This window comes from Nisaea sp. (assembly GCF_965216895.1).
In the GTDB taxonomy this organism is placed as follows: domain Bacteria; phylum Pseudomonadota; class Alphaproteobacteria; order Thalassobaculales; family Thalassobaculaceae; genus Nisaea.
Genome location: NZ_OZ244205.1, coordinates 4536931 through 4557359 on the forward strand (window position 1 = coordinate 4536931; position 20429 = coordinate 4557359).

Genomic DNA, 20429 nt, shown 5'->3' on the forward strand with positions numbered 1-20429 from the left:
CTCATGCGCAAAAAGCTCCGATTTCTGTCGGCTACCGCCCTCACGTTTCTGCTCACGGCCCCGGCCTATGCGGCGGGCTCCGGCATGCCGTGGGAAGAACCGCTCCAGCGTATCCTGGAATCGGTTCAGGGGCCGGTGGCCAAGATCGTCGCGGTGATCATCATCATTATCACCGGTCTGACGCTCGCCTTCGGTGAAACCTCGGGCGGTTTCCGGCGGCTGATCCAGATCGTCTTCGGCCTGTCCATCGCCTTCGCGGCGTCGAGCTTCTTCCTCTCCTTCTTCTCCTTCGGTGGCGGGGCGCTCGTCTGATGGATGCTGCTCGCCACATCGAAGGCTTCGAAATCCCCGTCCATCGCGCGCTGACCGAGCCGATCCTGCTCGGCGGCGCGCCGCGCGCCGTCGCCATCCTCAACGGCACGCTCGCGGCCGCCATCGGCCTCGGCCTCCAGCAGTGGATTGCCGGGCTCGGCCTGTTCGTCGCCGGGCATACCCTGGCGGTGTTTGCGGCCCGGCGCGATCCGGACTTCCTGCCCGCGCTCGCCCGCCACCTGCGTCAAACGGGGTGGTGGCGATGCTGAACCTGGCCGAATATCGCAATCGAGCCGACCGGCTTGCCGATCTGCTGCCCTGGGCGGCACTGATCGCGCCCGGCATCGTCCTCAATAAGGACGGCAGTTTCCAGCGCACCTTCCGCTTTCGCGGCCCCGATCTCGAAAGTGCGACGGAGGCCGAACTGGTCGGTCTTTGCGCACGCGCCAACAATGGGCTGAAGCGCCTCGGCTCCGGCTGGGCGCTGTTCTTCGAGGCGAAGCGGCTTGAGGCGCAGGATTATCCGCAGTCCAACTTCCCGGATGCGGCCTCATGGCTCGTCGATGAGGAACGCCGGGCGGCCTTCGAGGAAGGCAGACAGGGCCGGCATTTCGAAAGCCGCTATCACCTCACTCTTCTCTATATGTCGCCGCCGGACGCACAGGCGCGCACCGAGAATGCGCTGCTGGATTCCGGCCGGAAGGGGGAAGGGGACGGCGGCGCCCGGAACTGGCGGCAGGAACTGGCCCGGTTCCGGGATGAGACCGAGCGAGTGCTCGATCTCCTGTCCGGTTTTCTGCCCGAGATCCGTGCGCTCGACGATGCCGAGACGCTGACCTTTCTGCACGGGGTCATTTCGACGAAGCGCCATCCCGTCGCCGTGCCCGAAACGCCGATGTATCTCGACGGTGTGCTGGTCGACACGCCCTTGACCGGCGGCCTGGAGCCGATGCTCGGCGACTGGCATTTGCGGACGCTGACGATCCTCGGCTTTCCGAACGCGACCCGCCCCGGCATCCTCGATGCACTGAACCATCAGGATTTTGCCTATCGCTGGGGCACACGCTTCTTGCCCCTCGACAAGACCGCGGCGACGAAGGTGCTCACCCGGCTGCGCCGGCAGTGGTTCGCCAAACGCAAGTCGATCACCGCCATCCTGCGCGAGGTGCTGACCAACGAGCCTGCGCTACTCATCGATAGCGACGCCGACAACAAGGCGCTCGATGCAGACGCCGCTTTGCAGGCGCTCGGCGGTGATCATGTCGGATTCGGTTATCTGACGACGAGCATCACCGTCTGGGACGAGGACCGCGAGGCCGCGGAGGAAAAGGTCCGCGCCGTCGAGCGCATCGTCAACGGCCTCGGCTTCACCTGCATTCGGGAAACGGCGAATGCCGTCGAAGCCTGGCTCGGTTCACTGCCGGGCCATGTCTACGCCAATGTCCGGCAGCCGCTCGTCCACACACTGAACCTCGCCCATCTCATGCCGCTGTCGGCGGTTTGGGCCGGCCCGGTGCGCAACGCCCATCTCGACGGCCCGCCGCTTCTCCATGCGGAAACCTCCGGCTCGACGCCGTTCCGCCTCTCCACCCATGTCGGCGACGTCGGCCACATGCTGATCGTCGGACCGACCGGCGCCGGCAAGTCGGTGCTCTTGTCGCTGATCGCACTGCAATTCCGGCGCTATGCCGGCTCTCAGGTCTACATCTTCGATAAGGGCAATTCGGCGCGCGCCGCCGTGCTCGCCATGGGTGGGGAGCATCATGCGCTGGGTGCGGCCCCTGATGACATCACGAACGCGCTCGCCTTCCAGCCGCTCCGCGACATCGACGATCCCGCGACGCGAAGCTGGGCTGCGGAATGGATCGGCGCGCTGCTCGCTCATGAGCATGTCACCGTTACCCCGGAAGTGAAGGAGGCCGTCTGGTCGGCGCTGGGCAACCTCGCCACCGCGCCGGCCGAGGAGCGCACGCTCACCGGCCTGTCTGTCCTCGTCCAGGCGAACGCCCTCAAGGCCGCGCTCCAGCCCTATACGCTCGACGGCCCCTTCGGCCGGCTGCTCGACGCCGCCGACGATCGGCTGGCGCTCTCCGACGTCCAGTGCTTCGAGACCGAGGAGCTGATGCATGAGGCCGGCGTCGTCCTGCCGGTGCTCACTTATCTGTTCCATCGGCTTGAGGAGCGTTTCGACGGGCGGCCGACGCTGCTCATCCTCGACGAGGCCTGGGTCTATCTCGACAACCCGCTCTTCGCCGCCCGCATCCGCGAATGGCTGAAGGTCCTGCGCAAGAAGAACGTGTCGGTGATCTTCGCGACGCAGTCGCTGGCGGACGTGGCCGATAGCTCCATCGCGCCCGCCATCATCGAGTCCTGCCCGCAGCGCATTCTCCTTCCCAACGACCGGGCCATCGAGCCGCAGGCACGGGCGGCTTATGAGCGCTTCGGTCTCAACGACCGGCAGATCGAACTGATCGCGCAGGCAACGCCGAAACGGCACTACTACCTGCAATCGCGCCGCGGCAACCGGCTGTTCGAACTGGGCCTCGGTCCTGTGGCGCTGGCGCTCTGCGGCGCCGCTGACCCGGCCTCCCAGACCCTCATCGACACGATCCTGGCCGAGCACGGCCGGGAGGCCTTCGCGGCCGAGTTCCTGAGCGCCCGCGGGCTCGGCTGGGCCTCCGACCTCATCAACCAGCTTGCCGACACACGAAAGGAGCACACTCCATGAAACGCATGTCTCTCGCGGCGCTCGTCGCTGCATCTCTCGCTATCGGCTTGCCCCAGGCGGGCCATGCCGCCTGGCCGGTCTTCGATGCCACCAACTACGGTCAGAATGTCCTGCAGGCGGCGCGCGCGCTGGAGCAGATCAACAACCAGATCCAGCAGCTCCAGAACCAGGCGGTCATGTTGCAGAACATGGCAAAGAACCTTCAGCGGCTCGACTTCTCCTCGCTCGGACAACTCCAGGGGGCGCTGAACCGCATCGACGGGCTGATGATGCAGGCGGACGGCCTGAGCTTCGACCTGACGCAGCTCGAAGGCCAGTGGCGGCAGCAATATCCCGATAGCTACGATGCTTCTATCGGTGTGAACGATATGGCCGCTGCCGCGCGCGAGCGCTGGCGGAATGCCATGAACGCCTTTCGCCAGACCATGCGCGTGCAGTCGCAGATCGTCGAGAACGTGCGCGCCGACGAAGGGCTGCTCACCGATCTCGTCAATCGGAGCCAGGGCGCCGTCGGGGCGCTGCAGGCGCAGCAGGCCGCCAATCAGCTCACGGCGCTCTCGGCCAAGCAGCAGATGCAGATCCAGACGCTGATGGCCGCCCATTACCGGGCCGAGGCCGAAGACGCCGCACGCAAGGCGCAGGCGGAGGAAGCGGCGCGCGAGACCACGCGCAGGTTCCTCGGGTCCGGCTCCGCCTATTCCGGGAACTGACGGACGGGGAGGCGGCGCGCGATGAACGATCTCGGCATTATCGACCGGTTCATGGAGACCTTCAGCCGCTACATCGACAGCGGCTTCGGACTCCTGTCGGGCGACGTCGCCTTCCTCACCACCATCCTGATCGGCATCGACATCACGCTCGCCGGGCTGTTCTGGGCTCTGGGCGGCGAGGACAACATCATCGGGCGCCTGATCCGGAAGGTGCTCTATGTCGGCGTCTTCGCGCTGATCCTCAACAACTTCCAGAACCTTGCCGAGATCATCTACAAATCCTTCTCCGGTCTCGGCATCCAGGCCGCGCCCGGTACGCTCGCCGCCGACGATCTGCTCAAACCTGGCAAGATCGCCGCCACCGGTTATGAGGCGGCGTATCCGCTCATCGATCAGGTCGGCAATCTCGTCGGCTTTCCGGAAATCTTCGGCAACGCACTCACCGTCTTCGTCCTGCTGCTGGCCTGGTTCCTGGTCCTCATCGCCTTCTTCATTCTGGCGATCCAGCTCTTCATCACGGTGCTCGAGTTCAAACTGACGACGCTCGCCGGTTTCGTCCTGGTGCCCTTCGCGCTCTGGAACAAGACGTCGTTCCTCGCCGAACGGGTTCTCGGCAACGTGATTTCCTCCGGCATCAAGGTGATGGTGCTCGCCGTCATCGTCGGCATCGGCTCGACGCTGTTCGCTTCCTTCACCAACGGCCTTCAGGGTCAGGAACCAGACCTTGCCGCCGCCATGTCGCAGGTGCTGGGCGCCCTGGCGCTGCTCGGTCTCGGCATCTTCGGCCCCGGCATCGCTTCGGGTCTTGTATCCGGAGCACCGCAGCTCGGCGCCGGTGCCGCCCTCGGCGCGACGGGTGCTGCGGTGGGCGCGACCATGCTCGCCGGCGGGGCGGCGCTTGCCGGCGCGCGCATGGCCGCTGGCGGCGGTCTTGCCGCCATCCGCGCGGGCACGGCGATGGGGTCTGCCGCTTCTTCCGCCTACCAACTGGGACAGGCGACCTCCGGGACGTCCGGCATGTCAGGCGTTGCGGCCGGCATCGGTGGCATGGCGCGCGCCGCTGGCGGAGCCGCCACAAACGCCGCGCGCCAAGTCGCGGGTCGCGCCACTTCCTCTCTGACACAAAGCGCCGATGCCGGACGCCGTGGCGCCTGGACGGCGACCGGCGGCACGCCGACCGCCTCCATGTCGGAGGCAAACGCCGCATCGGCGAGCGCCCCCTCCGGTTCCGTGCCCGCCAACACCGCGCCCGAGTGGGCAAATCGCCTGCGCTCCGAACAGGCGTCGCGCGCCCATCGGCAGACCGCCACCCAAGCCATCAAGGACGGTGACCGGCCCGGCAACGGCGCCAATCCCTCTCTCAACGACAAGGACGACTGACCCATGCTGTTCAAGCGACCGATCCAGCGATATGGCACGACGCCAGAGCCCGTTACTCCCTATCAGAAGGCTGCGCAGCTCTGGGACGAGCGCATCGGCGCGTCCCGTGTCCAGGCGAGAAACTGGCGGCTCATGGCCTTCGGCTGCCTGGCGCTTTCAGTCGGTCTATCCGGCGGTTTGCTCTGGCAGTCGCTGCAAAGCCGCGTCACGCCCTACGTGGTCGAGGTCGACAAGTTTGGCGAAGCCCGCGCCGTCGCACCAGCGATCCAGAACTACCGGCCGGCCGACGCGCAGATCGCCTGGCACCTCGCACGCTTCATAATGAACGTGCGCTCGGTTTCCACCGATCCGGTTCTGGTGCGCCAGAACTGGCTGACCGCCTACGATTTTGCCACCGACCGCGCGGCGCTGTTCCTGAACGAGCACGCCAAGAAGAATGATCCCTTCAGCGCCATCGGCACCCGCAGCGTCTCGGTCCAGGTGACGAGCGTTGTGCGGGCCTCCGACGCCTCCTTCCAGGTCAAGTGGACCGAGCAGGTCTTCGAGCGCGGCAGCCTGGCCCGAACCGAACGCTGGACCGCGATCCTGACGGTCGTGATCCAGACCCCGCGCACCGCCGATCAACTCCGCAAAAACCCCCTCGGCGTCTTCGTCAATGCCATCGACTGGTCGCGCGAGCTCGACGCCGCCGCGCCTTCATTGCCCAAGGAGTCCGTAGAATGAGAAGTCTGTTCGTCATAGCCATTTCGGCGCTGGCTTTGTCCGCCTGCGCCACAAAGCCTTTGCCGCCGGCGATCAGCTACGACTCCGACGACTTCAAGCCGGCCATCATCGACAAGGAACCGGCCAAGCCGGTGAAGATCGTCGAGGTGCCGAAGGTGCTGGCGCTGCCCGGCCAGCTTCAGCCGGAACCCGGCGAGGTGACCGAGGACAAACGGCCCCCCACCGAGCGGGTCGAGGACGCTAACAAGGCGGCGACGCAGGAGCCGACGAAATACGGCTATGTCAACGCCATCCAGGTCTATCCCTATACGGAAGGGGCGCTCTACCGCCTCTATGCGGCGCCGGAGCGGGTGAGCGACATCGCCCTGCAGCCGGGCGAAAAGCTGACCTCGGTGTCCGCCGGCGACACCGTGCGCTGGGTCATCGGCGATACGGTGAGCGGCACGGGCGACAGCGAGCGCACCCATGTGCTGGTCAAGCCCTTCGCGCCGGGCCTCAAGACCAATCTCGTCATCACCACCGACCGGCGCGCCTATCACCTCCAGATCGAAAGCACCGAGAAGACCGCCATGGCCGCGATCTCCTGGACCTATCCGTCGGATCAGATTCTCGCCCTGCGCCGACAGAACGCGGCGGCCGAGGCGGCGCTGCCGGTCGCGTCAAACGTGGCGTTGGAGAATATCCGCTTCCGCTACGCGATCACCGGCGACAATCCGCCCTGGAAGCCGCTGCGAGCCTTCGATGACGGCCACAAGGTCTATATCGAATTCCCCCGCCGCATCGACCAGGGCGAGGCGCCGCCGCTCTTCGTCGTCGGCGCCGACGGCGGCAACCAGCTCGTCAACTATCGCATGCGCGGCAACTACTACATCGTCGATCGTCTCTTCGCCGCCGCCGAGCTCCGCCTCGGCGCCAAGCCGCAGCAGGTCGTGCGGATTTCCCGGACCGACGGGACGCCACGGCGCACCGCGCTGTTTTCGCGCACGGACCGGTAGGAGGAGGGGCTATGACGGATCCCGCTGCACCCACGCCAAAACCTGCCGGTTCGTCCAAGCGCGATCCCGGCAAGCTGGACCTGCGCGCCGCGCCCCGCCGTGTCGTCCGCTTCAGGCGCGGTCTTGTCATCGGCGTGGCCGCGCTCGGCTCCGGCGCCATCCTCGGCGTGACCATGATAGCGTTGCAAGGCCCGGACTTGCGCATCCGTGACCAAGCCGAGGAGCTCTACAACACCGAGCGCAAGCCGACCCCGGATGGCCTTGCTGCCCTACCAGGGGATTACTCGCAGGTCCGTCCCCAGACACCTGAATTGGGGCCACCGCTGCCGGGGGACCTCGGACGGCCGATCCTCGAGCGCCAGCGGCAGCTCGGGATTGCACCGGGAGCGACAGAATTGTCGGCCGAGGAGCAGCGCCTCGCCCAGCAGGCCATCCAGGCGAAGGAGGCCGGCGTCTTCTTTCGGATCGAGAATCGCCAAGGCACCTCGAATGCGATTGATGAAGGGCAGGAAGTGCGAACGCATCTCGCCACAGTGGCATCGCCGGAGGATCGGCTCTCGCTCGATCCCGAGCGCGACCAGAACAACCAGCAGCGCAAGCTCGACTTCCTCAGTCAGCGCGACACCGGCGGTATTTATAACCCGCACGCCCTGCAAACGCCGGTCTCGCCCTATCAGGTGATGGCCGGCAGTGTGATTGCCGCTAGCCTGATCACCGGGATCAATTCCGACCTGCCGGGCCTCGTCGTCGCCCAAGTCACGGAGAACGTCTACGACACGGTGACCGGCCGCGCGCTGCTCATCCCGCAGGGCTCTCGCCTGATCGGCACCTATGACAGCGTGATCGCCTTCGGTCAGTCCCGTGCGCTGCTTGTCTGGCAGCGCATCATTCTGCCCGACGGCTCCTCCATCGAGATCGACAATCTGCCCGCCACGGACACCGCCGGCTATGCCGGGCTCGAGGACGAGGTCGACTACCACACCTGGCGCCTCATCAAGGGCATCGCGCTCGCCACCCTGCTCGGCGTCGGCACGGAGCTGAGCCTGGGCAGCGACGAGAGCGATCTGGTCCGGGCAATCCGCGAGTCCACCCAGCAGAACGTCAACCGGGCCGGCCAGCGCATCACCGAGAAGAACCTAAACATCCAGCCGACCATCACTGTCCGTCCCGGCTGGCCGCTCAGGGTCATCGTCCACAGGGATCTCGTATTGCGCCGCTACCAGGGCTGAAACCTGTCCACCGAAGCTTTAGCGAAGGAGGAGGATCGATCATGGCCAATCTGAAACTCGGAAAACTGCCCGACCGCACGCCGGCGAAGATCACCGTCACCGTCGGCGCCGAGCTGAACCTGGCGCTCCGGGATTACGCGACCCTCTACCGCGCCACCTATGGCGAGGCCGAATCCGTCGCCGAGCTCATTCCCTTCATGCTGGAGGCCTTCCTCGACAGCGACCGCGCCTTCGCCAAGGCGCGCAAGGAGGGGTTGCCGGATACGGACACCGACAAACCAGCCCGCCGTACCCGCTCACCCCGCGCGGGCGATAGCGAAGCGGCGTCGCCCGCTGTCTCATCCACATCGCAACTCCAGGAGTGACCCATGCAAATCGGCGCCTTCACTTTGTCCAATGACGGCGGCTGGACCGGCTCCATCCGCACCCTCACCATCGACGCCAAGGTCCGGCTCGTCCCCAATGACGATCGGACCCATGACAACGCCCCGGCATTCCGCGTCCTCGTCGGCAACGCCCGCATCGGTGACGCCTGGGATGCCCGGACGGCGGGCGACAATCCGAAATACTATCTCCGCGTCCGTCTCGACGACCCGAGCCTTTCCGAGCCCTTCACCGCCGCCTTGTTCCCCTCCGAGGAGGGGGACCGGGCGCAGCTCGTCTGGAACAGGCGGCGGGAGGGATGAGCCGCTCCGATTTGTTCGCCTCCGAAATCGTTCGCAAAAGACTTCGGACGACGATTGCTTTTGCCCATGAATTCGAAAGTCGCGCTCTTCGCGGTCCGGTGGATGCCTCCGAAGGCAAGGCGAGCCTTCCTGCAGGGGAGATTGTTACGAATCCTCGGACCATAAGCGCATGTGCCGAGGATTCGTATCATCGTGCTTTTTGCGGCTTCTTCCCGAACCTTGGCGAGCAGTCGCATTACGCCAGCGAATACCAACTCCCTCGGCCGGCGCCGTGGCGCGTGAGGTGGCCGGCGTCATGCAGCGCCCGAATATGGTCCTTGACGGTGTTCCGGCTGACGCCGGTGGCCTTGGCGGCGTCGCCGACGGTGATGCGGCCATGCTCGCGGGCCAGTTCCATGATTTGCACCGAAAGCTCAGGGAGATCACCCAGGATGAGCCGCTCGCGCTCGATCTTGCGCTCGAGGTAATCCTTGTGCCGCTTCAGCACCTTGAGGAAATAGACGACCCAGGGCTGCCAGTCGGGACGCTCCGTGCGGATGGTCCCCTGGGTTTGGCGCAGGGCCAGATAATAAGCCTCCTTCGTCCGTTCGATGATGCTCTCGATCGAGCTGTAGGGCACATAGGCGTACCCAGCCTTGAGCAGCATCAGCGTGGTCAGGATGCGGGACAGACGCCCGTTCCCATCCTGGAACGGGTGGATTTCCAGGAACACGACGACAAAGACGGCGATCACCAACAGTGGATGAATGTCGCGCTTGGCCAATGCCGTCCGGGTCCACTCGATCAGCTCTGTCATCAGGCGCGGCGTGTCGAAGGGCGAGGCGGTCTGGAAGACCACGCCAAGGCTCTTGCCGTTAGCATCGAAGGCCTCGACATGGTTCGGCAAGGCCTTGTAAGCGCCCCGGTGCCGTTCGTCCTTGTGGGAATACTGGAGGAGGTCACGATGGAGCTGCTTGATGTAGTTCTCCGTGATCTCGAAGGCGTCCCAGCTTGAGAAGATCGTCTCCATCACGTCGGCGTAACCGGCCACCTCCTGCTCGTCGCGCGAGGCGAAGGATTTAATCTCGATGTTGGAGAGCAGCTTCTCGACCTCGCGATCGGTCAGCCGCGCACCCTCGATGCGGGTCGAAGAGCCGATGCTTTCGATGGTGGCGACGCGGCGAAGGCTGGTCAGCCGCTCGGGCGCGATCCGCCCGATCGCCCGCCACGCCCCCTTGAACTCGTCGATCTCCGCAATCAGCGACAGGATCTCGTTGGTGACTTCGAGCGAGGCAGCGTTGATCCCGACATCCATATTTTCATCCGTTTCCATCCGATTGGAGAATGCGCCAGCGTCATCCATTTGTCCACCCATTTCCACCCGATTTTAGCGAAGGGGTGGCTGGCGGTCGGATGGGGATTTCAAATTTTGCCAATTCTGATGGCTCCAAGCCATCAATTGGAAACTCGTTCGAAATCGGACTTGGCGGGAGCGCCGGTTACAGGAGCTTTTCGAATACGCCAGGATGTGATAGAAAGTCGGCATATACATGGAATAGCCGACAGCTCATCACATGTCTGCGCATCGCGCCGAATCTCAGAAAGAAGCAGCCGTCAGACTCCTTGGCGAGCAGGGCATCATGCGCCTGTCGGAGCTGAAGGCGGCAGGGGTCCATTTTCAGACACTGGCCCGGATGACGGAAGACGGCTCCGTCCTGCGTGTCGGCCGCGGCCTCTATCAGCTTCCCGAGGCCGATTACTCCCTGACCCACAGCCTTGCAGAGGTGGCCAAGGCCGTGCCGAAAGGGGTGATCTGCCTAATCTCGGCTCTCCAGTTCCACGAACTCACGCTTCAAGCCCCACCCCATGTCTGGGTCGCCATCGGGCGCAAGGACCGGATGCCGCGCATCAGCTATCCACCGGTCCGGGCCATCCGGTTTGGCGAAAAGGCCATGTCGGTCGGCGTCGAACGCCATGTGATCGACAAGGTCGAAACCCCGATCTTCGATCCGGCCAAGACCATCGTCGACTGCTTCCGCTATCGCAAGGAGATCGGCATCGACATCGCCCTCGAAGGGCTCCGCAATGGAATCCGCAGGCGCAAGGCGCACCCCGACCGGATCGCCGCCTATGCCAGGGATCTGCATATCTGGTCGGTTCTCAAGCCCTATCTCGACGCGACGGTGGCCGATGAAGGATAAACGCAAGAACGTCGCCCAATCGGTGCGCGACCGGCTCCGGACGGTTACCGTCCGACTGCGCCTGGACTACAACCTCGTTCTGACCCGCTACGCGCTTGAACGCTTGCTCTATCGCCTGAGCGCGTCGTCGCAGCGGGATCGCTTCGCGCTCAAAGGCGCCATGCTGTTCGTCGTCTGGACGACGGACATCATTCGCCCGACGCAGGATCTCGACCTGCTTGGTTTCGGTGATTCCGACGTGGATGCGCTACGAGATGCGTTCCGCGACATCATGGGCACGCCTGTCGCCGATGACGGTGTCGTATTCGATCTCGACTCGGTGCGCGGCCAATCAATCCGCGCGGAGCAACTCTACGACGGCGTTCGGGTCAGCGCGCTGTCGTTCATCGGCACGGCACGTGTGCCGATCCAGATCGACATCGGTTTCGGGGACGCCGTGACGCCAAGCCTGGAGGAGCAGGAGTATCCGGCGCTGCTCGATGCCCCGGCGCCGCGCCTCAAAACCTATCCGCGCGAAACGGTCATTGCCGAGAAACTCGAAGCGATCGTCGATATCGGCACCCGCACCAGCCGGATGAAGGACTATTACGATCTGCTGTCCATGGCCCGCCTCTTTGCTTTGGACGGACAGACGCTCTCGCAGGCCATTCGGGCCACGTTCGCGCGCCGCAAGACAGAACTGCCGGACACGGTGCCGCCGGCGCTATCACAAGACTTCGCCGCTGATATGGACGCCATGGAGCGCTGGAATGCGTTCGTCCGGCGCACGCCGCTGCTGATTGATCCGCCGGACCTCGCCGGTGTCGTCGAGGAGATCACAAGGTTCGTCATGCCGCCGACAATTGCGGCGGCATCGAGAAAGTCGTTCGCGCAGAATTGGCGGCCGTCCGAGGGATGGACGGCAGAAGTGTCAGAAGAGCGTACATAAGGGCCATAAGAGTAATCCGCGCCTCGGGCGATCCTTTTCCGGTATGCACCCATATTGGAAAGGTTCGACCCATGAAGGAAAAGGAGGACCTGGCGGCCGCGGTTAACCCGCCCCCGGCGAACGATAACGGCCCCGAGCATGGGGCGGCGCAAGAAGCGGAGCGGCACCTGGATACCATCGCGCGGGCCATCGGCCGCCATATTGCCCGCGAACACATCAGGGCCTGGGAGCAGGAACGGCGGAAGCGGGCGGCCAACGACAATGAGGGACGGTCTGCCAGCGGCAGGCAAAACGCCCCGGTGGGGCGTTTTGAGGCCCGAATGCCAAAGGAAGAGGGGCGGGAACCGGACGGGTGAAATCCGCCCTTGAAAGAAAGGAAAGTTTTATGACCCGCGTTGCGCTATACGCCCGCTATTCCTCGGACAATCAGAGCGTTTCCTCCATCGAGGACCAGTTCCGCATTTGCCGGGACCAGGCGGCGCGGGAGAAGTTCAAGGTGGTGGGGGCCTACAAGGACGCCGCGATTTCGGGCGCCAGCGTCACCCTGCGGCCGGGCATCCAGGCGCTCTTGCAGGACGCGCAGGCGGGCAAGTTCGAGGTCGTGCTGGCGGAAGCGCTGGACCGTATCAGCCGCGACCAGGCCGATGTCGCCATCCTCTACAAGCATTTCAAATTTGCCGGCGTGACGCTCGTGACGCTCGCCGAGGGCGAGATCTCCGAACTGCATGTCGGTCTCAAGGGCACGATGAACGCCCTGTTCCTGAAAGATCTCGCCGCCAAGACCCATCGCGGTCTGCGCGGCCGCGTCGAGAAGGGAAAGGCGGGCGGCGGCCTCTGCTATGGCTATGACGTCGTGAAACGTCTCAACGGCGATGGCGAGCAGGTGCGCGGCGAACGGAAGATCAACGAAGCCGAGGCCGAGATCGTCCGCCGCATCTTTCGCGAATTCGCCGCCGGCAAAAGCCCCAAGGCTATCGCCGCCGATCTCAACCGTGATGGCATTCCCGGCCCCAATGGCAAGGCTTGGGGAGACACCACCATTCGCGGCCATGTCTGCCGCGGCACCGGCATCGTCAACAACGAGCTCTATGCCGGTGTGCTGGTCTGGAACCGGCTCCGTTACATCAAGAACCCGGCGACGGGAAAGCGCGTCTCGCGCGTCAACCCGGAGTCCGAATGGATCAGGACCGAGGTGCCGGACCTGCGCATCGTCGACGAAGACCTTTGGCAGGCAGCGCGGCGGCGGCAGGAGGAGATTTCCAAGCAGTTCGAGAATGTCACCAAAGGCGTGCGCGCCTATCGTGCCAAACACGTCAACGAGCTGCGCCGCTCGGCCTTCCTGTTCTCCGGCTTGCTTAAATGCGGCTGCTGCGGCGGCAATTACGGCATCATCACCCGCGACCGGTATGGCTGTCTCAATCGCTATCGGCGGGGGACCTGCGACAACGGCCATACCATCCGTCGCGATGACATCGAGCAGCGTATTCTCTCCGGCCTCACCGAACGGCTGGTTTCGGCCGACCGGGTCGCCAAGGCCGTGCGCGCCTATGCCGAAGCGCTCAATAGTCAGAACCGTGAACGCCGGGCGCAGGTGGAGTTCGACCGAAAGGCGCTGGAGAAGATCGAACGCGGCATCGCCGGTATCATGGCGGCGATCGAGGACGGCATGTATCAGCCGGCCATGAAGGATCGGATGGAGGAGCTGGAACGCCAGAAGGCGGAAATCCTGGCGCGCATGGAACAGGCGCCCGAGGACGTTCCTGACATCCACCCCAACGTCGCCGAAATCTACAAGGCCAAGGTGACGCAGTTGAGCGAGGCTCTGGCCGATCCCGAACTGCACGATCAGGCGGCCGAGGCGTTCCGCGCGCTGGTAGACGAAGTGGTGCTTGAGCCCGGCGACAAGCGCGGCGAGGTCAATGCCACCTTACGCGGCGAGGTGATGAACATCCTCGACATCGTTTCCGGGCGCAAAACCCAAAACCGACCTCAAGTTATAACAAAAGACGTTGCGGGCCCCCGCAACCAAATATATCAACGGCTTACGCAACCAAGCGTGAGCCGTTTTTTTGTTGCCTCGATGCAGATCAAGAAAATGCAAGAAAACCGAAAGCGGATCAGGCGCTCAATCTAGTGCCGCGATCACCGCGTCCACCGTGGTGACCGTCGCCACGTTCTGCAAGGCGTAGTCGGTCGCGGCGCGGTGCCAGTCGGCATTCATGGTCGAACAGGCATCCTCCGGCAGGATGATCCGGTAGCCCTTGTCGGCCCCGGTCCGGGCCGTGTGTTCCACGCTCATGTTTGTCCAGGCGCCGGTATTGATGATGGTATCGCGCCCCGCGCCTCTCAGATAGGTCTCCAGCCGGCCGGATTCCCAGGCGCTCATGGTCATTTTCTCGACCGCGAGATCGCCCCCCCGGGGCTCCAGGCCGGCCACCGGCGCCACGCCCCAGGTGCCGCGCACCAGCCCGTTCGCGGCCTTCACACCCTGGAACAGCGGGGCGTTCTGGCCAAAGGCCGGATGCCCCGGCTCACAGACGAACCAGACATGAAGCACGAGGATGCCCGCCCGCCGGCAGGCCTCGGCAAGGCGCGCGGCATTGGCGACGACATTCTGCTCCCGCGCATGGCCGGGCGCGCCGCTGTCGGCGAAGGCGCCGCCGTCCATGATGACGTCGTTCTGCATGTCCTGGATGACCAGGGCGGTGCGCTGCGGGTTTATCGCGAGCCGTCCGCCGGCCGACTCGGCCGGCGCCGTCTCGACCGCGGACCGTGCGGCCGGACGGGCGGGCGGCGCGGCCTCGCGGCGTGGATACATGAAGGGCTCGTTCCGGGGCCGGACACGTGTGCGCACGGAATAAAGCGAATGGGTCGCGCAGATGAACAGGGTCTGCCAGTCCTCGCCGCCCCAGTGGAAATTGGCGACCAGTTCCGGAACCTCGAGCTTGCCGAGCAGGATCCCGTCCGGCGCGTAGACCCAGATGCCGCCCGGCGCGGTGACCCAGACATTGCCCCTGATGTCGCATTTCATGCCGTCCGGCACGCCCGGTTTCAGGCTGTCGCGGATGCCGGACGCAAGGATGCGGCCGCCGGAAAGCGATCCGTCCGGCGCGACCTCGAAGACCCGGATGTTGGTCTGCTCCGTGTCGTTCACGTAGAGCAGGGTCTCGTCCGGCGAGAAGCAGAGCCCGTTCGGCTGGGCGAACATGTAGCGGTCCGAGACCAGGATCGCCTCGTCGCCGGGCCGGTGTCCGGGACGCAGCATGTAGACTCCCTGGAAACCCTGCTGGGTCTGCCGCGGGACCCCGAAATACTCCATTCGCCCGAAGGTCGGATCCGAGAAATAGACCGATCCGTCGGAGCGCACGCAGACATCGTTCGGCGAATTCAGCTCCTTGCCCTCGAAATGCGAGCACAGCACCGCGCGCGATCCGTCGGGCGCAACGCGGGCGACGGAACTGGTGGCATGCTCGCAGACCAGCAGGTTCAACGCCGCGTCGTAGGTCATGCCGTTGCCCATGTTGGACGGCCGCTGGTACTCGTCGACGCGTCCGTCCGGGGTCCATTTCCGCCGCACGTCGCCCGGCATGTCGGAGAACAGCAGGTACTGCCCCGCGGGATGCCAGATCGGCCCCTCGGTAAAGCCGAAACCGGTGCCGAGCTGGTTCACCGGCGCATAGGCGTCGATCAGGTCGCCGAAACGGCGGTCGATGGCCATGTGCGACATGGTTGGTCTCCCCGGAGCGGACTGTCTAAGGGCGGGTTACATCGGAAACCAGTTGCGCTGGGGCACGGTTTCGCTGAGCGGACCCGGCACGGTCATGCCGAGACGTCCCACCACCTGCTGGTGCTCGATCTTCGCCGGCCGGTCGTGGATCGGCAGCAGGAAGGTGTAGTTGTTGAGAAGCTTCTTGATCGCGCCCTTCTCCTCCCGCTTCGATCCGGAATGGTTTCCGGTGACCCGCGGTTCCAGGTCGTTATTGGTGTAGACATGGTTCACGATCTGGTCGTTGAAATCGTAGATCACGTCGCCGCAGATGCAGGCGAGCCCCTCGGCGGTCTCGACGATCACGTTCATCGAACCCTCGGTATGGGCGCCGGCCGGCTCGCACCAGACCCCGGGGATGATCTCCTCCGCACCGGTGATTTCGAGATCCAGGAAGCGCATCGCCTCCGGTTCGTAGATCCGCTCGACCAGATGCATGATGTCCGGCTTCGGATACTGCGGATACATGATCCCCGAGACCGAGAACTCCATCTCCCGCCGGTTGATCACGACCGTTGTGTTCATGGGAAACTTGTCGTCCTTGCCGGCGTGGTCGATATGCAGGTGGGTGTGCAGGATGTAGCGGATGTCTCCGAGCTTCAGTCCGTGCTTGGCGAGCTGGTTCTCGATCATGTTGTCGTGGAACTGCAGCCCCCGCATGCCGAGGCTTTCCATGATCGCGTTGTCCCGGTAGCCGGTATCGACCAGTACCGGATAGGTGCCGCCGGTGATCAGGAAGCCGTAGACCGGCACCCGGCGGATGCGCCCGCATTCGTGGCCAAGCACCAGGAAGCTCGTCTCGAGCTCGATATCGCCGTAATCCAGTACGTGAATGGTCAGTGCCATCTTGTTCCCCCTTTTCCTTTCCGGGCCGTCGGCGCCGGTTCCTAGAGCCTGTAGACGCGTTGCGCCGTGGTTTCGAAGATCGCCTTGCGCTGCCGCTCGCCCAGCGCGTCCGCACCTTTCCGGAAGGCCGCGAGCAGCGATGGGTAGTCGGTCCAGATCTTCTCGATTGGGAAGTTGGAGCCGAACAGGCAGCGCGAGGCGCCGAAGATCTTCACCGTTTCGGCGATCATCGTGGCGATGAAGTCCGGATCGTTGCGGTGAATGAAGGTGCCGAAGGCCGAGAGCTTGGTGACCACGTTCGGGCACTTCGCCAGCCGGCGCATGGCGCTGCGCCAGGCCTTGCGGCCGTTCTCGCTGACATCCTCCAGCATGCCGGCATGCTGGAGGATGAAGGTCACGTCCGGACAGGCCTCGGCCAATGCGGCGGCGTCCTCCATCTGCGGCGCAAAGACCTGCAGGTCGAAGCTCCAGCCGTAAGCGGCGAGATGCGCGATGTTCCGCTGCAGCGCCGGATCGGCGGGCAGGTCGGGACGGTTCGCGAACCGGTAGAGCGGCTTTTCATGCCAGTGAAGCTGCTGTCGGACACCCCGCATGAGCGGGTATTTCGCCAGCCTGTCGAGTTGCGGGCGCACGTCCGGGCCGGTGAAGTCCGCATAGCCGACGATCCCGTGCGGCCAGCCATGCGCATCGGCGACCAACTGCACCCACGCGACCTCGTCCTCGAACCAGTTTGGCGCCCAGTTGGCCTGGACATAGACCGACTTCTCGATCCCGAGCCCGGCGATGTCGTCGAGATACTCCTCGATGGTGTAGTCGCGCTTGATTGCGGCATAGGGACCGAAGATGCGCGGCTGTTCCGGGCCGAGCAGCCAGGGCAGGTCCTTCTGGAGCCAGATGTGATGGTGCGCGTCGATCATGTGAGCCTCGCAAGGGACAGGACCCGGTCCGCGATCGCGGCGCTGCCGCTGCCGTCGGACAGGCTGGTGATGAAGGGAAGGGCCGCTGCGAGCGCCTCGGTGTCCGGGCTGTAACCCGGCATGCCGGCAAGCGGGCTCAGCCAGTCGAGACGCCAGGCGAGTCGCGACAGGCGGCGAACCGAATCCACCATGCTGTCCGGGTTGCCGCGTTCCAGCCCGTCGGAGAGCACGAGCACGGCCGCGCCGCGGGCGAAGCCGGCAAAGCGGGGAATGGCAAGGAACGCCTGCAGCGCCTCGCCGATCCGGGTTCCGCCGTCGAAATCGGCGACAAGGGCGCCCACCCGCGCCAGGGCCCGGCCAGGGTCGGAAGGCGCGAGGGCCGGGGTGACCCGCGTCAGACGGGTGCCGAGGGTGAAGACCTCGATACGGTCGGCCGCCTGGACAAGGGTATGGGCGAGACGGACCAGGCTTTCGCTGCGCTCTTTCATCGAGCCGGAGACATCGATCAGCACCAGAAGCTTGCGTTGCCGCGTGCTGCGCCGGTTCCGGTAGAGCCGCAAGGGCTCGCCGTCGCGCCGGACCGCCTCGCGCAGCGTGCGGCGCATGTCGAGGCCGTCGCCGTGACGTGACGGACGGCGTCGGTAGGATCGCCGGCGCGGCAGCCGGTGCGGCGCCAGGCGGGCGATGCGGGCCAGAACGTCCTCGGTACGCTCCGCCGCGAACTGCCGGTGGCTCAGCCGTTCCGCCGTTGCCGCCTCGGCCCCGATCTCGCTTTCCTCGTCCTCGGCATCGACGGACTCCTCGGCGCCGGTCGGTTCGACCGCGTCGATCTCCTCGTCCTCGTCGGTCATGGCGGAAGCGGCCACCACCTGGCCCATGAAAAAGGCGCGGAACAGGGCATCGAACTCGATCTCCCGTTCCTTCGGGATCGCGAGCATCGCAACGGCGGCACGCCTGATGTCGCGGATGTCCCGCGGCCCGAGCAGGCCGATCGCCTCGATGAAACCGATGGTCTGGTCGGGCGAGATCGCGAATCCATGCGCTCGAAGGAGGGCCGGGAAATCGACGAACGGGCGGGCGGCAGCAGGCAGGGTCATGCGGCCGCTCCCGGGATCACGCCGTCGAGGCGTGCTTCCATGTAGGTGAGGTCGTCGTGGTCCTTCAGCGCGACGCCGATCGCCTTGCGGAAGGCCTCGGGCCAGGGAGCGCCCTGGCTGTTGAGCAGGGTCGCCGCCTCCGCCCATTCGACGGTCTCCGCGATCCCCGGCGGTTTCACCAGCGGTTCCGACCGCAGCGCCGTGACGGCGGTAACCACGGCGTCCGCCGTCGCCCGCGCCACCGTGCTCGCCCGGGCCATGACAATCTCCGCCTCGAGGGCCGGACTGGGATAATCGATCCAGTGATAGACGCAGCGGCGGCGGAGTGCTTCATGCAGGTCGCGGGTACGGTTCGAGGTCAGCACCACCACCGGCGGACGGGCGGCGCGTATCGTGCCGGTCTCCGGGATGGAAATGGTGAAGTCGGAGAGGAATTCGAGCAGGAAAGCTTCGAACTCGTGGTCCGAGCGGTCGATCTCGTCGATCAGCAGCAAGCTCTGCTCGGGGGCCCTCAGGGCCTCGAGCAGGGGGCGGGAGAGCAGGAACTCATCGCCATAGATGTTCACGTAGCTGTCGCCGGCCTGGCGGATCGCCAGCATCTGACGCGGATAGTTCCACTCGTAGAGGGCCGCTGCCGCGTCGATCCCCTCGTAGCACTGCAGGCGGATCACCTGCCGCGCGAGCACGGAACCGATGGCTTTCGCGGCCTCCGTCTTGCCGACGCCCGGGACGCCCTCGAGCAACAGCGGCTTGCCCAGCGCAAGGGCGAGGTAGGCCGCGGTCGCCAGGTCCTCGTCGGCGAGGTACTGGGCACCGATCAGAGCCTGCTGCAGGCTGCCCGGATTGCCGATCCCGGCTATGGAGGCGCGAACGGGCATGGTTTCAACCGGTGCCTGCGGCCGCCGCGTCGCGCATGGCGCGCGGTCTGGCGCCGCCATTCGCCCGGAGGCCCCGGAGTACTTTCTCGGGCGTGATCGGAAGCTGGTCGCAGCGTACGCCGACCGCATCGTAGATCGCGTTGGCCACGGCTGGCAGGACCGGGTTGGCGCACATCTCGCCGGGTCCCTTGCCCCCGAAGGGTGCATCCTCCGCCGGGCGTTCGAGCACCGCGATATTGTGCGGCACGATGTTGCCCGGTCCCGGCATGAGGTAGTTGTTGAAGTCCTCCGGTCCGTGCTCGCGCTCCGGATAGTAGGGTTCCGTCGTCTCGAACAGTGCGTGGGACAGGCCCATCCAGGCGCCGCCGATCAGTTGCTGCTCCACGAGCTTCGGGTTCAGCGCCCGCCCGACTTCGTAGGCGGAATTGATCTCCAGAACGGTGACCTCGCCTGTTTCGTCGTCGACCTCGACCTCGGCAACGAGCGCGGCATGGGCGAAGCAGGAGACCGGCGTCATCTCGCCGGTATTGGGATCGGCTTCCGACGGCGGGATCAGGAAGATTCCGCGTCCGGAGAGGGTACGCCCCTGCTTGAACTGCGCGGCGATCGCGGTCTCGGCGACGGTGATCGAGCGGCCGGGGGCGCCTTTCACGTGGATGTTGCCCGCGCCGTCCGTGTCGAGATCGGAGGCGTTGACCTCGAGTTCCTCGGCCGCCGCCTCCAGCATCTGCTGGCGGGCCTCGGTGGCGGCGCGGATCACCGCATTTCCGACCCTGTGGGTGCCTCGGGAGGCGAAGGAACCCATGCAGTGCGGCCCGGTATCGCTGTCGGCGGTGTCGACATAGACATCCGCCACCGGTACGCCGAGGGTCTCCGCGGCGATCTGCCGAGTTACCGATTTCATGCCCTGGCCGAGATCGATCGAGGAGAGCGCGACCATGAATTTTCCGTCGGGCGTGGAATGCACCAGCGCCTGGGACGGGTCCCCGCCGAGATTCATCCCGATCGGGTAGTTGATGCAGGCGAAGCCGCGTCCGGAGTGAAGGGTCATCGT

General features: G+C 65.3%; 21 protein-coding genes. 14 read left to right on the forward strand and 7 right to left on the reverse strand.

What is annotated here, in order from left to right; translation table 11 throughout:
• Positions 1-3: 3 nt before the first annotated feature.
• The 10 genes from ACOOE1_RS21540 to ACOOE1_RS21585 are packed head-to-tail and all read left to right on the forward strand — an operon-like array spanning position 4 to position 8763.
• Positions 4-312, forward strand: a complete 309-nt coding sequence (locus tag ACOOE1_RS21540) for a TrbC/VirB2 family protein (protein WP_085126703.1) — start codon at positions 4-6, stop codon at positions 310-312.
• Complete coding sequence (locus ACOOE1_RS21545) at positions 312-581, forward strand: VirB3 family type IV secretion system protein (RefSeq protein WP_420404245.1); 270 nt, start codon at positions 312-314, stop codon at positions 579-581. The genes ACOOE1_RS21540 and ACOOE1_RS21545 overlap by 1 nt, the downstream gene beginning before the upstream one ends.
• Positions 575-3040 (forward strand): conjugal transfer protein TrbE, encoded by a 2466-nt coding sequence (gene trbE, locus ACOOE1_RS21550; protein ID WP_420404246.1) that lies wholly within the window; start codon positions 575-577, stop codon positions 3038-3040. The genes ACOOE1_RS21545 and trbE overlap by 7 nt, the downstream gene beginning before the upstream one ends.
• Positions 3037-3750, forward strand: a complete 714-nt coding sequence (trbJ, locus tag ACOOE1_RS21555; RefSeq protein WP_420404247.1) for a P-type conjugative transfer protein TrbJ — start codon at positions 3037-3039, stop codon at positions 3748-3750. Before trbE ends, trbJ begins: the two co-directional genes overlap by 4 nt.
• Positions 3751-3771: 21 nt before the next feature.
• Positions 3772-5130 carry a P-type conjugative transfer protein TrbL gene (gene trbL, locus ACOOE1_RS21560; RefSeq protein WP_420404248.1) on the forward strand — a complete coding sequence of 453 codons (1359 nt, stop codon included), beginning with the start codon at positions 3772-3774 and terminating at the stop codon, positions 5128-5130.
• 3 nt (positions 5131-5133) lie between these two features.
• Entirely contained in the window at positions 5134-5853 is a 720-nt protein-coding gene (trbF, locus tag ACOOE1_RS21565) for a conjugal transfer protein TrbF (RefSeq protein WP_420404249.1), read from the forward strand.
• Positions 5850-6848 carry a P-type conjugative transfer protein TrbG gene (trbG, locus tag ACOOE1_RS21570; RefSeq protein ID WP_420404250.1) on the forward strand — a complete coding sequence of 333 codons (999 nt, stop codon included), beginning with the start codon at positions 5850-5852 and terminating at the stop codon, positions 6846-6848. The genes trbF and trbG overlap by 4 nt, the downstream gene beginning before the upstream one ends.
• An 11-nt stretch (positions 6849-6859) precedes the next feature.
• Positions 6860-8077: a TrbI/VirB10 family protein gene (locus ACOOE1_RS21575; protein ID WP_420404251.1), complete on the forward strand. Its 1218-nt coding sequence runs from the start codon at positions 6860-6862 to the stop codon at positions 8075-8077.
• 41 nt (positions 8078-8118) lie between these two features.
• Positions 8119-8442 carry a DUF2274 domain-containing protein gene (locus ACOOE1_RS21580; RefSeq protein ID WP_420404252.1) on the forward strand — a complete coding sequence of 108 codons (324 nt, stop codon included), beginning with the start codon at positions 8119-8121 and terminating at the stop codon, positions 8440-8442.
• Between the two features lie 3 nt (positions 8443-8445).
• Positions 8446-8763, forward strand: coding sequence for a DUF736 domain-containing protein (locus ACOOE1_RS21585; RefSeq protein ID WP_420404253.1), 318 nt, complete (start codon positions 8446-8448; stop codon positions 8761-8763).
• A 235-nt stretch (positions 8764-8998) separates the two neighbouring features.
• Here ACOOE1_RS21585 and ACOOE1_RS21590 read toward each other — a convergent pair whose 3' ends face one another.
• A complete protein-coding gene (locus tag ACOOE1_RS21590) occupies positions 8999-10057 on the reverse strand; it encodes a Fic family protein (protein WP_420404254.1) in 1059 nt (352 codons plus the stop codon).
• A 259-nt stretch (positions 10058-10316) separates the two neighbouring features.
• Between ACOOE1_RS21590 and ACOOE1_RS21595 the strand changes: the two genes are divergently transcribed.
• From ACOOE1_RS21595 to ACOOE1_RS21610, 4 genes are all read left to right on the forward strand, one after another.
• Positions 10317-10943, forward strand: a complete 627-nt coding sequence (locus ACOOE1_RS21595; RefSeq protein ID WP_420404255.1) for a type IV toxin-antitoxin system AbiEi family antitoxin domain-containing protein — start codon at positions 10317-10319, stop codon at positions 10941-10943.
• Positions 10933-11871, forward strand: coding sequence for a nucleotidyl transferase AbiEii/AbiGii toxin family protein (locus ACOOE1_RS21600; protein WP_420404256.1), 939 nt, complete (start codon positions 10933-10935; stop codon positions 11869-11871). The genes ACOOE1_RS21595 and ACOOE1_RS21600 overlap by 11 nt, the downstream gene beginning before the upstream one ends.
• 71 nt (positions 11872-11942) lie before the next feature.
• The gene (locus ACOOE1_RS21605; RefSeq protein WP_420404257.1) at positions 11943-12227 is read left to right on the forward strand and encodes a hypothetical protein; all 285 of its coding nucleotides are present in this window, start codon (positions 11943-11945) and stop codon (positions 12225-12227) included.
• 29 nt (positions 12228-12256) lie between these two features.
• Positions 12257-14005, forward strand: a complete 1749-nt coding sequence (locus tag ACOOE1_RS21610) for a recombinase family protein (protein ID WP_420404258.1) — start codon at positions 12257-12259, stop codon at positions 14003-14005.
• On the opposite strand, the gene ACOOE1_RS21615 is transcribed toward ACOOE1_RS21610, so the two are convergent.
• From ACOOE1_RS21615 to ACOOE1_RS21640, 6 genes are read right to left on the reverse strand one after another with little or no spacing between them, the layout of a single operon-like run.
• Positions 13997-15598 carry an isochorismatase family protein gene (locus ACOOE1_RS21615; RefSeq protein ID WP_420404259.1) on the reverse strand — a complete coding sequence of 534 codons (1602 nt, stop codon included), beginning with the start codon at positions 15596-15598 and terminating at the stop codon, positions 13997-13999. The genes ACOOE1_RS21610 and ACOOE1_RS21615 overlap by 9 nt on opposite strands.
• A 36-nt stretch (positions 15599-15634) precedes the next feature.
• A complete protein-coding gene (locus tag ACOOE1_RS21620) occupies positions 15635-16483 on the reverse strand; it encodes an N-acyl homoserine lactonase family protein (protein WP_420404260.1) in 849 nt (282 codons plus the stop codon).
• Positions 16484-16524: 41 nt separating this feature from the next.
• Entirely contained in the window at positions 16525-17400 is an 876-nt protein-coding gene (locus ACOOE1_RS21625; RefSeq protein WP_420404261.1) for an amidohydrolase family protein, read from the reverse strand.
• On the reverse strand, positions 17397-18497 hold the full coding sequence (locus ACOOE1_RS21630) for a vWA domain-containing protein (RefSeq protein WP_420404262.1): 1101 nt from the start codon (positions 18495-18497) through the stop codon (positions 17397-17399). The genes ACOOE1_RS21625 and ACOOE1_RS21630 overlap by 4 nt, the downstream gene beginning before the upstream one ends.
• Positions 18494-19375, reverse strand: coding sequence for an AAA family ATPase (locus tag ACOOE1_RS21635; RefSeq protein ID WP_420404263.1), 882 nt, complete (start codon positions 19373-19375; stop codon positions 18494-18496). The genes ACOOE1_RS21630 and ACOOE1_RS21635 overlap by 4 nt, the downstream gene beginning before the upstream one ends.
• Before the next feature lie 4 nt (positions 19376-19379).
• Positions 19380-20426, reverse strand: a complete 1047-nt coding sequence (locus ACOOE1_RS21640; protein ID WP_420404264.1) for a xanthine dehydrogenase family protein molybdopterin-binding subunit — start codon at positions 20424-20426, stop codon at positions 19380-19382.
• Between the last annotated feature and the right edge of the window lie 3 nt (positions 20427-20429).